The sequence below is a fragment of the Streptomyces sp. WAC05374 genome (genome assembly GCF_004353505.1).
GTDB lineage: Bacteria > Actinomycetota > Actinomycetes > Streptomycetales > Streptomycetaceae > Streptomyces.
In genome coordinates this window covers 142,950-156,549 of the sequence record NZ_SMNQ01000012.1, presented here as the reverse complement: position 1 = coordinate 156,549, position 13,600 = coordinate 142,950, and the positions used below count along the sequence as shown (strand labels likewise).

General features: G+C 71.8%; 14 protein-coding genes. All 14 read right to left on the bottom strand.

Annotated features, from left to right (window positions below):
• Positions 1-11: 11 nt before the first annotated feature.
• Positions 12-749, bottom strand: a complete 738-nt coding sequence (locus E2B92_RS22390) for a sirohydrochlorin chelatase (protein ID WP_126884181.1) — start codon at positions 747-749, stop codon at positions 12-14.
• Positions 750-758: 9 nt separating this feature from the next.
• Positions 759-1,649: an ABC transporter permease gene (locus tag E2B92_RS22385; protein ID WP_133087664.1), complete on the bottom strand. Its 891-nt coding sequence runs from the start codon at positions 1,647-1,649 to the stop codon at positions 759-761.
• Positions 1,636-2,427: an ABC transporter ATP-binding protein gene (locus tag E2B92_RS22380; protein WP_126889645.1), complete on the bottom strand. Its 792-nt coding sequence runs from the start codon at positions 2,425-2,427 to the stop codon at positions 1,636-1,638. Before E2B92_RS22380 ends, E2B92_RS22385 begins: the two co-directional genes overlap by 14 nt.
• A gap of 44 nt (positions 2,428-2,471) precedes the next feature.
• A complete protein-coding gene (locus E2B92_RS22375; RefSeq protein ID WP_126888961.1) occupies positions 2,472-3,581 on the bottom strand; it encodes an aliphatic sulfonate ABC transporter substrate-binding protein in 1,110 nt (369 codons plus the stop codon).
• A 213-nt stretch (positions 3,582-3,794) separates the two neighbouring features.
• Positions 3,795-5,135 carry a sulfate adenylyltransferase subunit 1 gene (locus E2B92_RS22370; protein ID WP_126888960.1) on the bottom strand — a complete coding sequence of 447 codons (1,341 nt, stop codon included), beginning with the start codon at positions 5,133-5,135 and terminating at the stop codon, positions 3,795-3,797.
• A gap of 2 nt (positions 5,136-5,137) precedes the next feature.
• Positions 5,138-6,073 carry a sulfate adenylyltransferase subunit CysD gene (gene cysD, locus E2B92_RS22365; RefSeq protein WP_126888959.1) on the bottom strand — a complete coding sequence of 312 codons (936 nt, stop codon included), beginning with the start codon at positions 6,071-6,073 and terminating at the stop codon, positions 5,138-5,140.
• Positions 6,070-6,627 carry an adenylyl-sulfate kinase gene (gene cysC / locus E2B92_RS22360; RefSeq protein ID WP_126888958.1) on the bottom strand — a complete coding sequence of 186 codons (558 nt, stop codon included), beginning with the start codon at positions 6,625-6,627 and terminating at the stop codon, positions 6,070-6,072. The genes cysD and cysC overlap by 4 nt, the downstream gene beginning before the upstream one ends.
• Positions 6,627-7,328, bottom strand: a complete 702-nt coding sequence (locus E2B92_RS22355; protein WP_126888957.1) for a phosphoadenylyl-sulfate reductase — start codon at positions 7,326-7,328, stop codon at positions 6,627-6,629. Before E2B92_RS22355 ends, cysC begins: the two co-directional genes overlap by 1 nt.
• Positions 7,325-7,504 (bottom strand): hypothetical protein, encoded by a 180-nt coding sequence (locus E2B92_RS22350; protein ID WP_126888956.1) that lies wholly within the window; start codon positions 7,502-7,504, stop codon positions 7,325-7,327. The genes E2B92_RS22355 and E2B92_RS22350 overlap by 4 nt, the downstream gene beginning before the upstream one ends.
• A 31-nt stretch (positions 7,505-7,535) precedes the next feature.
• Entirely contained in the window at positions 7,536-9,233 is a 1,698-nt protein-coding gene (locus E2B92_RS22345; protein ID WP_126888955.1) for a nitrite/sulfite reductase, read from the bottom strand.
• A gap of 126 nt (positions 9,234-9,359) precedes the next feature.
• Positions 9,360-9,443 (bottom strand): putative leader peptide, encoded by an 84-nt coding sequence (locus tag E2B92_RS33995; RefSeq protein ID WP_312846103.1) that lies wholly within the window; start codon positions 9,441-9,443, stop codon positions 9,360-9,362.
• A gap of 157 nt (positions 9,444-9,600) precedes the next feature.
• The gene (locus tag E2B92_RS22340; RefSeq protein ID WP_126888954.1) at positions 9,601-10,170 is read right to left on the bottom strand and encodes a GNAT family N-acetyltransferase; all 570 of its coding nucleotides are present in this window, start codon (positions 10,168-10,170) and stop codon (positions 9,601-9,603) included.
• A gap of 41 nt (positions 10,171-10,211) precedes the next feature.
• A complete protein-coding gene (locus E2B92_RS22335; protein WP_200836955.1) occupies positions 10,212-11,495 on the bottom strand; it encodes a helix-turn-helix domain-containing protein in 1,284 nt (427 codons plus the stop codon).
• A gap of 450 nt (positions 11,496-11,945) precedes the next feature.
• A complete protein-coding gene (locus E2B92_RS22330; RefSeq protein ID WP_126886701.1) occupies positions 11,946-13,583 on the bottom strand; it encodes an acyl-CoA dehydrogenase family protein in 1,638 nt (545 codons plus the stop codon).
• Between the last annotated feature and the right edge of the window lie 17 nt (positions 13,584-13,600).

The following is a 13,600-nucleotide window of genomic DNA, read 5'->3' as shown; positions in this document are numbered from 1 at the left end:
CGCCCCAGGAACTAGGCCGCCGCCGAGCGCTCCCGGGCGGCGCACGTCTCGTCGTACCGTGCCAGAAGCAGCCGGGCCAGTTCCGGGGAAGGGCCGAGTACGTCGGCGAGGACGTCCGCACCGGCCGCGCCCTCGGCGATGCGGTCCGGGAGCCGGCCGGGAGCGATGACGTACGGCGCGACCGCCACCCGGCGCACCCCGTCCTCCCGCAGCGCCCGCACCGCGTCCTGGGTGCGGGGAAGAGATGCGGAGGCGAACGCAGGCCGCACGGCGCACCAACCGGTGTGCCGCAGCTCCCGCGCCATTTCAGCGATCACTGCGATCGCCTCCGGGTCGGTGGAGCCCGCCGAGGCCAGGACGACCCCGGTCGAGCGCTTGTCGGCGGGCGTGAGACCCGCCTCGTACAGCCGCCGCTCCAGCGCCGCGATCAGCAGCGGCGACGGTCCCAGGACCGGAGCCTGCCGCACGCGCAGCGAGCGCGGGGCCTCCCGCAGCACGGCCGGGATGTCGGCCTTGGCGTGGAAGGCGCGGGTCAGCAGCAGCGGCAGGGCCACGACGTCACGGACGCCGTCGGACGCCAGCCGCTCCAGCACGCCCGCCACCGACGGCACATTGAAGTCCAGGAACGCCGTCTCCACCCGTACGCCCGGACGCAGCGCGCCCGCCCGCCGCACCAGGGCGTGCACGGTCGCGGCGTGCCGCGGGTCGCGGCTGCCGTGGGCGACGACGAGGAGGACGGGACGGTTCATGGCGGGCTCTCAGCTCTTGACGAGGAGGCCGCGGCGGCGGAGCACCGCGCGTTCCAGGGGGCTGAAGATCAGCAGGTCGATGGCGATGCCGACGAGCAGGATCAGCAGGATCGCCAGGAAGATGCCGGGCATGTCGATGTTGTTGCGGCCGTTCTCCAGCAACTGGCCGAGTCCCAGGCCCAGTTCGGGCGAGGAGGCGATGATCTCGGCGGCCATGAGGGAGCGCCAGGAGAACGCCCAGCCCTGCTTCAGGCCGGCCAGGTAACCGGGAAGTGCGGCCGGCATCACGATGTGCCAGGCGCCCCGCAGCCCGGTGGCGCCCAGCGTCCGTCCGGCGCGCAGGAACAGCGGTGGGACCTGGTCCACACCCGCCACCAGGCCGTTGGCGATGGAGGGCACCGCGCCCAGCAGGATCACCGCGTACATCATCGAGTCGTTCAGGCCCAGCCAGAGCACGGCCGGTGCCACCCACGCCACCGAGGGCAGCGACTGGAGCCCGGACAGGATCGGGCCGATCGCCGCCCGCACGAACCTCACCCGCGCCACCAGCAGACCCAGCGGCGTACCGATGGCCAGCGCCATCAGGAAGCCGAGCAGCGCCCGGGACACGCTCGTCCACAGCACGTCCAGCAGCGTGCCCTCGAGCCACATGGTGCGCAGGCTGTCCCACACCGCCGCCGGCGGCGGCAGCTTGAACTCGTCCGTGACCTTCGCCGTCACCAGAAGCTGCCACACCACCAGCACCAGGGCGACGGCCACCACCGGCGGCAGCACCTTCTGGACCAGGACGTCACGCACCGGCGTCCGGGTCACCTGTACGGTGTCGAGGGCGTCGAGGCCCGCCTCCAGACCGGCGAGGTCGTCGGTCTTTTGGGTGGTGGTCGTGTCAGTGCTGGCCATGACGGCGGATCTCCCCACGCAGTTCTTCGGTGATCTCGACGGACAGCTCCGCCACCGCGGCGTCCTCGATGCGGCGCGGCTGCGGGATGCCGATCTCCCACTGGCGGGCGATCCGGCCCGGCCGGGACGACAGCAGGACCACACGCTGGGCCAGCCGCACGGCCTCGCGCACGTTGTGCGTGACGAACAGGACCGACAGGCGCGTCTCGCGCCAGATGCGGGTCAGCTCGTCGTGCAGCACGTCGCGGGTGATGGCGTCCAGTGCCGCGAACGGCTCGTCCATCAGCAGCAGGTCGCTGTCCTGGGCCAGCGCGCGGGCCAGCGCCACGCGCTGGCGCATGCCGCCGGACAGCTCGTGCACCCGCTTGCCGTAGGAGCCGTTCAGCCGGACCAGTTCCAGCAGCCGCTCCGCCTCCCCGCGCCGCTCGTTCTTCGGCACGCCGCGCAGCCGCAGTGCCAGCTCGATGTTCTTGCCGGCGGTCAGCCAGGGGAACAGGGCGTGTTCCTGGAACATCAGGGCCGGCCGGCCGCCCGGGGTGTCGATGGATCCCGCGGTCGGCCGGTCGAGTCCGGCGACGAGGTTGAGCAGCGTGGACTTGCCGCAGCCCGACGCACCCAGGAGGGTGACGAACTCGCCCGGTGCGACATCGAGCGAGATGTCGTCGAGCACGAGCTGCCGCCCGGCCGGGGTGGCGAAGGACTTCGAGACGTGCTCGAGACGGGCGGCGTGCGTGGAGAGGGCCGCACGGTCCTCGGCCTTGGCGATCGTGGTGGCCATGGTCGTCACCTCCTGGGAGCTTGCGGATGGAATGGTTGCCGGCGTCACTCGGCGCCGAGACCGGCGTCGGCGGCCTTCGCCCTGCCCTCGGCCGCGAGGACCCGGTTGAGCGGCCCGAGGTCGTAGATGCCCTTCAGGTCCGGCTCCGGCAGGAGACCGGCGGCCACCGCGTGGTCGGCCTGCGCCCGCAGCGTGGCGGCCAGCGGGTCGTCGGTGAACCGGATGGACGGCCACGCCGCGTCGATGACCTCGTCACCGAGCGGCTTGCCGGTGAGCGCCTTCAGCCGGGCGTTGGCGGAGTCCTTCGCCTTCTCCGGGTTGGCGTTGATCCACGCGTTGGTCTTCGACGAGCCGCGCAGGACCGCCTCCACGACGTCCGGGTGCTCCTTCACGAACCTCTGCGACACGATGATGTTGGTGATGACGAACTTGTTGCCCGGCCACAGGGACGACTCGTCGAGCAGGACCTTCGCGCCCTCGCTCACCAGCTTCGACGCGGTCGGCTCCGGCACCCACGCCCCGTCGATGGAACCGGACTTGTAGGCGTCCGGGGCGATCTTGTTGTCCGTACGGACCACGGAGACGTCGCCCTTGCCGGACTGCGGGTCGACCTTCCAGCCCTGCTCGGCCGCCCAGTGCAGGAACGCCACGTCCTGGGTGTTGCCGTGCTGCGGGGTGGCGATCCGCTTGCCCCTGACGTCCGCCACCGAGGTGATCCTGTCGGGGTTGACGACCAGCTTCACCCCGCCCGACGCCGCGCCGCCGACGATCCGGAGGTTCTCGCCCTTGGACTTGACGAAGCCGTTGATCGCGGGGGAGGGGCCGATGAAGCCGATGTCGATCGAGTCGGCGTTCAGCGCCTCGATCTCGGACGGGCCGGCGTTGAAGGTGGACACCTCGAGCTGGGTGCCGCCCAGCTCCTTCTGGATGATGCCCTCCTGGTCACCGACCAGGGCGGTGGCGTGGGTGAGGTTCGGGAAGTACCCGAGCCGCACCCGGTCGGCCGAGAGCTTCTCGCCCTTGGCCTGCGCCCGGGTCTCCTTGGGGGCCTGGGAGCCGTAGCCGCACGATGCCAGAACGCCGATCACCAACGGCAGGGCGGCGACGGCGGCGAGGCCGCGCCGCAGGGCGGGGGTGAGGGACGTGGCAGGCACGGGAGGGTGTTCCTCTCGTCGGCCCGGCGCTCACATCCCCCTGATGGTCAGGGACGCGGCGGCCGGGAAGTCGGCGGATGTCGGTCTTCGGCGGTGCGGGCGGGAGCGGGCGTCAGCGCACACATCGCGCGACACCCCCGGTTCCCGCGCCGAGGGCGCCGCTGCCGACCCGTCCGCCCTCCTTCGCGAAGGTGGCGTAGGCGTCCGTCGTCATCAGAAGTCCCAGCCGTCCTCGTCGTCCTGCACCACGACGGCCCTGGCCGAGGCGAACGAGTCGCCCGCCATGCCCGCGGCGAGGGTGGTGCCGTCCGACGGGTCGATGAGCAGGAACGACCCGGTACGGCGCGAGTCGGCGTACGTGTCGAGCGCCAGCGGCTCGGCGGTGCGCACCACGACCCGGCCGATGTCGTTGGCGACGAGCTGCCCGGGCGCCGGGTGCTGGGACAGGTCGTCCAGCGTCAGGCGGGACGGGATGTCCTTGACGATCGCCTTGACCGTACGGGTGGTGTGCTTCAGCAGCACCCGCTGCCCCACGCTCAGCGGCTGGTCGGCGACGTGGCACACCGTCGCCACGACGTCCTGCGTGGTGGCCGGGGCGTCGGCGGCCGGGGCGATCAGGTCGCCGCGCGAGATGTCGATGTCGTCGGCGAGCCGGATCGTCACCGACTGCGGCGCCCAGGCGATGTCCACGGACTCGCCGAGCGCGTCGATCGCGCTGATGGTGCTGGTCCGCCCGGACGGCAGCACGGTGACCCGCTCGCCGACCCGGAAGGCTCCGGCCGCGATCTGGCCCGCGTAGCCCCGGTAGTCCGGGTGCTCGGCGGTCTGCGGACGGATCACGTACTGCACCGGGAAGCGGGCGTGGCAGGCGGTCAGGTCGTGGCTGACCGGAACGGTCTCCAGGTGCTCCAGGACCGTCGGGCCGCCGTACCAGTCCATGTTCGCGGACGGCTCCACCACGTTGTCGCCGGCCAGCGCCGAGATCGGGATCGCGGTGATCTCCGGGACGCCCAGCTCGGAGGCGTACGTGGTGAACTCCTCGGCGATCTTCGCGAAGACGGACTCCTGGTAGTCGACCAGGTCCATCTTGTTCACCGCGAGCACCACGTGGGGGACGCGCAGCAGCGCGGCCACGGCGGCGTGCCGGCGGGTCTGCTCGACGACGCCGTTGCGGGCGTCGACCAGCACCACGGCCAGCTCGGCGGTGGACGCGCCGGTGACCATGTTGCGGGTGTACTGCACATGGCCGGGCGTGTCCGCCAGGATGAACCGGCGCCGGGGCGTGGCGAAGTAGCGGTAGGCCACGTCGATGGTGATGCCCTGTTCCCGCTCGGCCCGCAGGCCGTCGGTGAGCAGCGCCAGGTCGGGCGTGTCCTGGCCGCGGCTGAGGGACGCGGCCTCGACGGCCTCGAGCTGGTCGGCCAGGACCGACTTGGAGTCGTGCAGCAGCCGCCCGACGAGGGTGGACTTGCCGTCGTCGACGGAGCCGGCGGTCGCGAAACGCAGCAGGGTGGTGGCCGACAGGTCGGCGAGCTGCTCGCTCGTGGTGCTCATCTCTAGAAGTACCCTTCGCGCTTGCGGTCTTCCATCGCGGCCTCGGACAGCTTGTCGTCGGCGCGGGTGGCGCCCCGCTCGGTGAGCCGGGACGCGGCGATCTCGGCGATCACGGCCTGGAGGGTGGTGGCGTCGGAGTCGACGGCACCGGTGCAGGACATGTCGCCGACGGTGCGGTAGCGGATCAGCCGCTTCTCCACCGGCTCGGTGTCCTTGGGGCCGCCCCACTCCCCGGCCGTCAGCCACATGCCGTTGCGGGAGAACACCTCACGCTCGTGGGCGAAGTAGATCTGCGGAAGCTCGATGCCCTCGCGCTCGATGTACTGCCACACGTCCAGCTCGGTCCAGTTGGACAGCGGGAACACCCGCACGTGCTCACCGGGCGCGTGCCGGCCGTTGTAGAGCTGCCACAGCTCGGGCCGCTGCCGGCGCGGGTCCCACTGCGAGAACTCGTCACGCAGCGAGAACACCCGCTCCTTGGCGCGGGCCTTCTCCTCGTCGCGCCGCCCGCCGCCGAACACGGCGTCGAAGCGGTGCTGCTGGATGGCCTCGGTCAGCGGCACCGTCTGGAGCGGGTTGCGGGTGCCGTCGGGGCGCTCCTTGAGGACACCGCGGTCGATGTAGTCCTGCACGGACGCCACGTGCAGGCGCAGCCCGTACTTCTCGACCGTGCGGTCGCGGTACTCGATGACCTCGGGGAAGTTGTGCCCGGTGTCGACGTGCAGCAGCGAGAAGGGGATCGCGGCGGGGGCGAACGCCTTCAGCGCCAGGTGCAGCATGACGATCGAGTCCTTGCCGCCGGAGAACAGGATCACCGGCCGCTCGAACTCGCCCGCGACCTCGCGGAAGATGTGCACCGCCTCGGACTCCAGGGAGTCCAGGTGCGACAGCGCGAACGGGCTGTCGGTCTCCGTCAGGCTGTTGAGGCTGGTGGTCACAGCAGTCCCCTCTCGGTCAGCAGGGCGTGGACCGCCGCGGCGGACTCCCGCACGGTCTGGTTCTGGGACTCGATCCGCAAATCCGGGCTCACGGGCTCCTCGTACGGGTCGTCCACGCCGGTCAGCCCGCTGATCTCGCCCGCGGCCTGCTTGGCGTACAGCCCCTTCACATCGCGTACGGAGCACACCTCCACCGGGGTGGCGACGTGCACCTCGACGTACGCGGTGCCCTGCTGCTGGTGGCGCTTGCGCACCGCCTCGCGGCTGTCCGCGTACGGGGCGATCACCGGCACCAGGACGTGCACGCCGTTGGACGCCAGCAGCTCGGCGACGAAGCCGATCCGCTGCACGTTGGTGTGCCGGTCCTCCCGGCTGAAGCCGAGGCCCGCCGAGAGGAACTCGCGGATCTCGTCGCCGTCGAGCACCTCGACCCGGCGGCCCTCGGCGCGCAGCCGGTCCGCCAGCTCGTAGGCGATCGTGGTCTTGCCGGCGCTCGGCAGCCCGGTGAGCCAGATGGTGGCCCCAGTCACGTTCTCTTCTCCCACAGTCGTCATCAGCCGTGCAGCCCGCACTCGGTCTTCGCCCGGCCCGCCCAGCGGCCGGCGCGCGCGTCCTCGCCCTCCAGCACGCGGCGCGTGCAGGGCGCGCAGCCGACGGAGGCGTACCCGTCCATCAGCAGCGGGTTGGTCAGGACGCCGTGCTCGGCGACGTACGTGTCGACGTCGTCCTGCGTCCAGCGGGCGATCGGCGAGATCTTGACCTTCTGCCGCTTCTCGTCCCAGCCGACGACCGGGGTGTTCGCCCGGGTCGGGGACTCGTCGCGGCGCAGCCCGGTCGCCCACGCGTCGTACGCGGTCAGGCCCTCCTCCAGCGGCTTGACCTTGCGCAGCGCGCAGCACAGGTCCGGGTTGCGGTCGTGCAGCTTCGGGCCGTACTCGGCGTCCTGCTCCGCCACCGTCTGACGCGGGGTCAGCGTGATGACGTTGACGTCCATCACCGCCTCGACCGCGTCCCGGGTCCCGATGGTCTCGGGGAAGTGGTAGCCGGTGTCGAGGAAGACGACGTCCACGCCCGGGAAGGCCCGGGAGGCGAGGTGGGCCACGACCGCGTCCTCCATGGAGGAGGTGACGCAGAAGCGCGGGCCGAAGGTGTCGGCCGCCCACGTCAGGATCTCCAGGGGCGAAGCCTCCTCGAGGTCCCGGCCCGCCCGCTCGGCGAGCGCCTTGAGCTGTTCCTTGCTCTGAACCGCCGTCATATCCCTTCCCCTCCACCGTCGTCGCGCCGAAGCCCCCGGGACAGCAGCCCCAGGAACTTCAACTGGAAGGCCCGGTTGCACGCCGCGCACTCCCAGGCGCCGTGCCCCTGCTCGCTCGGGCGCAGGTCCTCGTCACCGCAGTACGGGCAGAAGAACGGAGCCGCACGCTCGCTCATGACCCCTCCCGCCGCTGCCGCCGGCTCACGCTCACGACAGCGCCTCCTCCGACGCGCGCGCCGCCCAGGTGGCGAAGCGCTCGCCGTCCTCGCGCTGCTCCCGGAAGCGCGTGAGGACCCGCTCGATGTAGTCGGGCAGCTCGGCGGAGGTGACCTTCAGGCCGCGCACCTTGCGGCCGAAGCCCGCCTCCAGGCCGAGCGCGCCGCCCAGGTGGACCTGGTAGCCCTCGACCTGGTTGCCCTCGTCGTCGAGGACGAGCTGGCCCTTGAGACCGATGTCCGCCACCTGGATGCGCGCGCAGGCGTTGGGGCAGCCGTTGATGTTGATGGTGATCGGCTCGTCGAAGTCCGGGATGCGGCGCTCCAGCTCGTCGATGAGCGACGCGCCGCGCGCCTTGGTCTCGACGATCGCCAGCTTGCAGAACTCGATGCCGGTGCAGGCCATCGTGCCGCGCCGGAACGGCGACGGCTTCACCTGCAGGTCCAGGGCCTCGAGGTCCGCCACCAGAGACTCGACCTGCGACTCCTCGACGTCCAGGACCAGCATCTTCTGCTCGGCCGTGGTCCGCAGCCGGCCGGAGCCGTGCGCCTGGGCCACGTCGGCGATCTTGGTGAGCGTGGCGCCGTCGACCCGGCCGACGCGCGGCGCGAAGCCGACGTAGAACCGGCCGTCCTTCTGCCGGTGCACGCCCACGTGGTCACGCCACTGCTGCACGGGCTGCTCGGGCGCCGGGCCGTCGACCAGCGGGCGCCCCAGGTACTCGTCCTCCAGCACCGTACGGAACTTCTCGGCGCCCCAGTCGGCGACCAGGAACTTCAGGCGGGCGCGGTTGCGCAGCCGGCGGTAGCCGTAGTCGCGGAAGATCGAGATGACGCCCTCGTACACGTCGGGGACCTCGTCGAGCGGGACCCAGGCGCCGAGGCGCACACCGATCTTGGGGTTGGTGGACAGCCCGCCGCCGACCCATAGGTCGAAGCCGGGGCCGTGCTCGGGGTGGTTCACGCCGACGAACGCGATGTCGTTGATCTCGTGCGCCACGTCCAGCAGCGGGGAGCCGGAGATCGCCGACTTGAACTTGCGGGGCAGGTTGGAGAAGTCCTTGTTGCCCACGATCCGGCGCTGGATCTCGTCGATGGCGGGCGTGCCGTCGATGATCTCGTCCTCGGCGATCCCGGCCACCGGCGAGCCGAGGATGACGCGCGGGGTGTCACCGCACGCCTCGGTCGTCGACAGGCCCACGGCCTCCAGCCGGTTCCAGATCTCGGGGACGTCCTCGATGCGGATCCAGTGGTACTGGACGTTCTGCCGGTCCGTGATGTCCGCGGTCCCGCGCGCGAACTCCTGCGAGATCTCGCCGATGACCCGGAGCTGCTCGGTCGTCAGCCGGCCGCCGTCGATGCGGACGCGCAGCATGAAGTACTCGTCGTCCAGCTCCTCCGGCTCCAGGATCGCGGTCTTGCCGCCGTCGATCCCGGGCTTGCGCTGGGTGTACAGGCCCCACCAGCGCATCCGGCCCCTCAGGTCGTTGGGGTCGATGGAGTCGAAGCCGGCCTTGGAGTAGATCGTCTCAATGCGTGTCCGTACGTTGAGACCGTCGTCGTCCTTCTTGAACTGCTCGTTGCCGTTGAGGGGCGTGAAGTGGCCCACGGCCCACTGACCCTCGCCACGGTGGCGCCCGGTCTTGCGACGGGCGGTGGCGGAGGCGGGCTTTTCCGGGGTGGCGGCCATGACGATACGTCCTTCGGGACAGCAGGAGGGCGGCTCTGACCTGCACACTCGCGCGCTGAGCAGGGGATGGCGCGGCGGTGCGCTGGGGGTTCAGAAATTCGGGGGATCGCGGTGGTGCTGGCTTGCTCAGCTCACCGGACAGATGGCGCTGGACATGCGGCCGAGGTCGACGTGCCGCCGACTCACCAAGGCAATTCCAGCTCGAGACATGACGGAAGCGTGCCATGGGACTTTGGACCCAGTCCAGGTTCGTCCGCAATATGGACATCACTGTCCCGCATCGTGGACAGGTGTGCCGTGGGTCACTCGGTGGGCCGGCGGCCCGGACGCCGCCGGCGAGTATCACCGTCACACGGGAGCCGCTGCGTCAGATCGTGCCCGCACCCGGCCACGGGCCCGGCGACGGCGCCTCGGGCTCCTCCGTCACCTTCGTGTCGAACAGCCGGAACCCCCGGCGCAGATAGTTGTCCATCGCGTGCTCCCCGTCCAGGGAGCAGGTGTGCAGCCACACCCGCTTCGTCGGCGGCCGCTCCGGCCAGCGCTCCGCCAGATCCCAGGCGCGCGCCACACCGTACGACAACAGGTGCCCGCCGATCCGCCGCCCGCGGAACGCCGGTATCAGCCCGAAGTACATGATCTCCACGACCCCGTCGTCCTGCGGGTCCAGCTCCACGTACCCGGCCGGCGTGCCCCTGTCGTACGCCACCCACGTCTCCACGCCCGGCCGCCCCAGGATCTCCTGCCACTGCGCGTACGTCAGGCCCAGCCGGTCCGTCCAGCGGATGTCGCCGCCGACCGCGCTGTACAGGAACCGGCTGAACTCGGGAGAGGGCACCTCGGCCCGCACGATCCGGATGTCCCCCGACGGCTCGGCGGCCGGCCGCAGATCGCCGGGGGAAGTCTGCTCGAGGGACCAGGTGGTCACGGTGATGCTCATGCCCGTAAGGGAACCACGGCCCCGGCGGGAGGGGCGATCGGCTACCCCGCCCCCGCCTCCCCCCGGACGGCGCACACAGCAGGCGCCGTCGAATGGGGCAGCAGATCGGCCGGCTCCTCCGGAGCGACCACCTCCACCTCCACCTCCTCCCGGAAGCGGTACGGACGGTGATCCAGCACACCCGCCAGCGTCCGGCGCACCCGGGACATCTCCGCCCGCACCGTCACCGTACGGGTACGGTCGCCGAACACGTCCTCCGCCAGCTCAGCCGCCGTACGGCCCTCCCGGTGCCGGGCCAGCACGTACAGCAGCTCCGCATGGCGCGGGCTCAGCTCCTGCGACCAGCTCCCCGCCGCCCCCGACACCTCCAGCGACCAGCGGCGCGGCCGGCTCACATCCAGCACCACCCGGCCCGGCACCCCCGCCGCCCGCGCCTCCCCGTCCTCCGGCCGCACCAGCCACCCACCCGGCAACGGCTCCACCGCGCACATGCCCAGCGACGGCAGCCACACCCGGCCCACCCGGAACGACGCCGGCAACGCCAACCGGTCCACCGGCGGCATCCCCGTCACCCCCGCCAGCCAGCCGTGCGCGTCCACCGCCAGCGCCCTGCCCCCCACCCGGCACAGAATCGGCGCCGCCACCGCCCGCAACCGCGCCAGATCCGCGAAGTGCCGGTTGCGCAGCTCCGCCTCCGCCAGCCGCGCGACCGAACCGACCAGCAACAGCGTCGCCGGGTGCATCGTCGCCAGCGGACCGCTCACATCCACCGCGCCCAGCAGCGTCCCGTCCCGCGGATCGGTGATCGGAGCACCCGCGCACGTCCACGCATGATGGCTCGACACGAAATGCTCCGCCGAATGCACCTGCACCGGCCGGCGGGTCACCAACGCGGTACCCACCCCGTTCGTCCCCACCGTCGTCTCCGCCCAGTCGGCCCCCGGCGCGAACCCGTGCCCGTCCGCCTTCCGCAGCACGGCCGCACTGCCCTCCCGCCACAGCACCCGGCCCTCCGCGTCCGCCACGACCATGATGTGCTGCACCGCGTCCGCCCCCGCCGAACGGGACACCAGCCCCTCCCGCAGCACCGGCAGCAACTCCGCCAGCGGCGACGCCGCACGACGCCGCTCGATCTCCCCCGGCGACAGCAGCCCCGAACGGTGATCCTTGTCCGGATCCACCCCCTTGCGGAGCATCCGCTGCCACGACTCACGTATATCGGCACGCGGCGCCAGCGGCGACCGCCCGCCCTTCAGCGTCGCCTCCCGCACGCCCTTGAGCAGCAACGCCGCCTCACGCGTGTCCATGGCGGCGAGCCGTGTCATGTCGACTGTGGTCTGGCGCACCGGTCCTCCCCGCTGCCGCCCCGCCTCGTGGCTGGTACGTGTCACCCCATCCTCCTCCGCCCCACGGTGGCGCGCTCCCCTATCCCCCACAACGCTGCAACCCTTTGCAACTCTCGCGAACGGCCGCGAGCCCGTACGACAGTGGTAGGGCGACGGGATGGTGCCGTGTCGGCGCAGCACCATCCCAGCCGCTCTCCGGGCGCGGGCCGAACGGACACACGGCCCGCGCCCTCTTTTTCTTTTTGGGGCTCGGTTCGCCTCCGGGGCGCTCCAGCGTGTGTCGACGGTCGATCGTGCTCGGTTCCTCGTTCCTCGGAACCTCCGCGCTCCCCCTGCCTCCGGCGGGGGGACCCCCATCCCTTTCGACACCCGCCGCGCCCCTTCGCCTCACTCGCCGACCCGCCCAGGCCCTTTCGGAAGGGAGCCGGGTCAGACCACTGCCCGCGCCCGCTCCACGATGCTCGCCAGGTCCAGGGTGTGCGGCAGGGTGCCGAACGCCGTACCCCAGTCGCCGCCCAGCCGGGAGGCGCAGAACGCGTCCGCCACGGCCGGCGGGGCCCAGCGCACCAGCAGCGAGCCCTGGAGCACCAGCGCCATCCGCTCCACCAGCCGCCGTGCCCGGGCCTCGATGCCGTCCAGGTCCGCCAGCTCGGCCAGCAGGTCCTTGATCGCGGCGTCCAGCCGGTGGTCCGCGCCGCGCGCCCGGCCGACCTCCTCGAGGAAGGCGTTCAGCGCCAGTGGCTCCCGCTGGAGCGCCCGCAGCACGTCCAGCGCCTGGACGTTGCCCGAGCCCTCCCAGATCGAGTTCAGCGGCGACTCGCGCAGCAGCCGCGGCATGCCCGACTCCTCCACGTACCCGTTGCCGCCCAGGCACTCCAGCGCCTCCGCCGTCACCGGCGTACACCGCTTCGTCACCCAGTACTTGGCCGCCGGCACCGCCAGGCGCAGGAACGCCTTCTCCTGCTCGCCGTCCGCGTCATAGGCGGCCGCCAGCCGCATCGCCAGCGCCGTCGCCGCCTCCGACTCCAGCGCCATGTCGGCCAGGACGTTGCGCATCAGCGGCTTCTCGATCAGGACGCCGCCGAACGCTTCACGGTACGCGGCGTGGTGCACCGCCTGTGCCACCGCCTGCCGCATCAGGGCGGCCGAGCCGACCACACAGTCCAGCCGGGTCGCCGCCACCATCTCGATGATGGTGCGCACCCCGCGCCCCTCCTCGCCGACCCGGCGCGCCCACGTCCCGTCGAACTCCACCTCGCTCGACGCGTTCGACCGGTTGCCGAGCTTGTCCTTGAGGCGCTGGATACGGAACACGTTCCGGTCGCCGTCCTCCAGCACCCGCGGCACCAGGAAGCAGGTCAGCCCCCCGGGAGCCTGGGCGAGCACCAGGAAGGCGTCCGACATGGGGGCCGAGCAGAACCACTTGTGACCCGTCAGGACGTACTCGCCGTCCGCCTCCAGGGGGGTCGCGGAGGTGGTGTTCGCCCGGACGTCACTGCCGCCCTGCTTCTCCGTCATGCCCATCCCGAACAGCACACCGGACTTGTCGGCGGGCGGCCGCAGCTCCTCGCCCTCGTAGATCTGGGACGTCAGCTTCGGCTCCCAGAGGGCGGCGAGCGCGGGATCGGTGCGCAGCGCCGGGACGGCGGCGTGCGTCATGGACAGCGGGCAGCCGTGCCCCGCCTCGGTCTGCGTCCACACCAGGAAGCCGGCGGCGCGCCGCACATGGCCGCCCGGCCGGCCCCAGGCGTTGGTGAGCCCGTTCGTCACCGCGTGGCCCAGCAGCCGGTGCCAGGCGGGGTGGAAGTCGACGTGGTCGATCCGGTGGCCGTACCGGTCGTGCGTGCGCAGCTTGGGCGGGTTCTCGTTGGCCAGGAACCCCCACTCCTGCGCCTGGGCGGACCCGGCGGTGGTGCCCAGCTTGGAGAGCTCCTGGCGGGCCTCGTCGACGAGCTCGAGCGGAAGATGACGTTCCACGGCCTCGTTCAGGGCCCGGTCGGCGGTGAAGACGTCGTACCCGACCAGGGGCGGAGGCTGGTTGGTCACTGTGTGGGTGGTGGTCGCCATGCGGATACGGTAAGGAG

What these genes read in the sequence shown, in the direction of transcription:
- E2B92_RS22380 (WP_126889645.1), bottom strand. Translation starts at nt 2,427, where the DNA reads ATGGCCACCACGATCGCCAAGGCCGAGGACCGTGCGGCCCTCTCCACG.
- cysC (WP_126888958.1), bottom strand. Translation starts at nt 6,627, where the DNA reads ATGACGACTGTGGGAGAAGAGAACGTGACTGGGGCCACCATCTGGCTC.
- E2B92_RS22330 (WP_126886701.1), bottom strand. Translation starts at nt 13,583, where the DNA reads ATGGCGACCACCACCCACACAGTGACCAACCAGCCTCCGCCCCTGGTC.
- E2B92_RS22390 (WP_126884181.1), bottom strand. Translation starts at nt 749, where the DNA reads ATGAACCGTCCCGTCCTCCTCGTCGTCGCCCACGGCAGCCGCGACCCG.
- E2B92_RS22385 (WP_133087664.1), bottom strand. Translation starts at nt 1,649, where the DNA reads ATGGCCAGCACTGACACGACCACCACCCAAAAGACCGACGACCTCGCC.
- E2B92_RS22335 (WP_200836955.1), bottom strand. Translation starts at nt 11,495, where the DNA reads ATGACACGGCTCGCCGCCATGGACACGCGTGAGGCGGCGTTGCTGCTC.
- E2B92_RS22345 (WP_126888955.1), bottom strand. Translation starts at nt 9,233, where the DNA reads ATGGCCGCCACCCCGGAAAAGCCCGCCTCCGCCACCGCCCGTCGCAAG.
- E2B92_RS22370 (WP_126888960.1), bottom strand. Translation starts at nt 5,135, where the DNA reads ATGAGCACCACGAGCGAGCAGCTCGCCGACCTGTCGGCCACCACCCTG.
- E2B92_RS22355 (WP_126888957.1), bottom strand. Translation starts at nt 7,328, where the DNA reads ATGACGGCGGTTCAGAGCAAGGAACAGCTCAAGGCGCTCGCCGAGCGG.
- E2B92_RS33995 (WP_312846103.1), bottom strand. Translation starts at nt 9,443, where the DNA reads ATGTCTCGAGCTGGAATTGCCTTGGTGAGTCGGCGGCACGTCGACCTC.
- E2B92_RS22340 (WP_126888954.1), bottom strand. Translation starts at nt 10,170, where the DNA reads ATGAGCATCACCGTGACCACCTGGTCCCTCGAGCAGACTTCCCCCGGC.
- E2B92_RS22350 (WP_126888956.1), bottom strand. Translation starts at nt 7,504, where the DNA reads ATGAGCGAGCGTGCGGCTCCGTTCTTCTGCCCGTACTGCGGTGACGAG.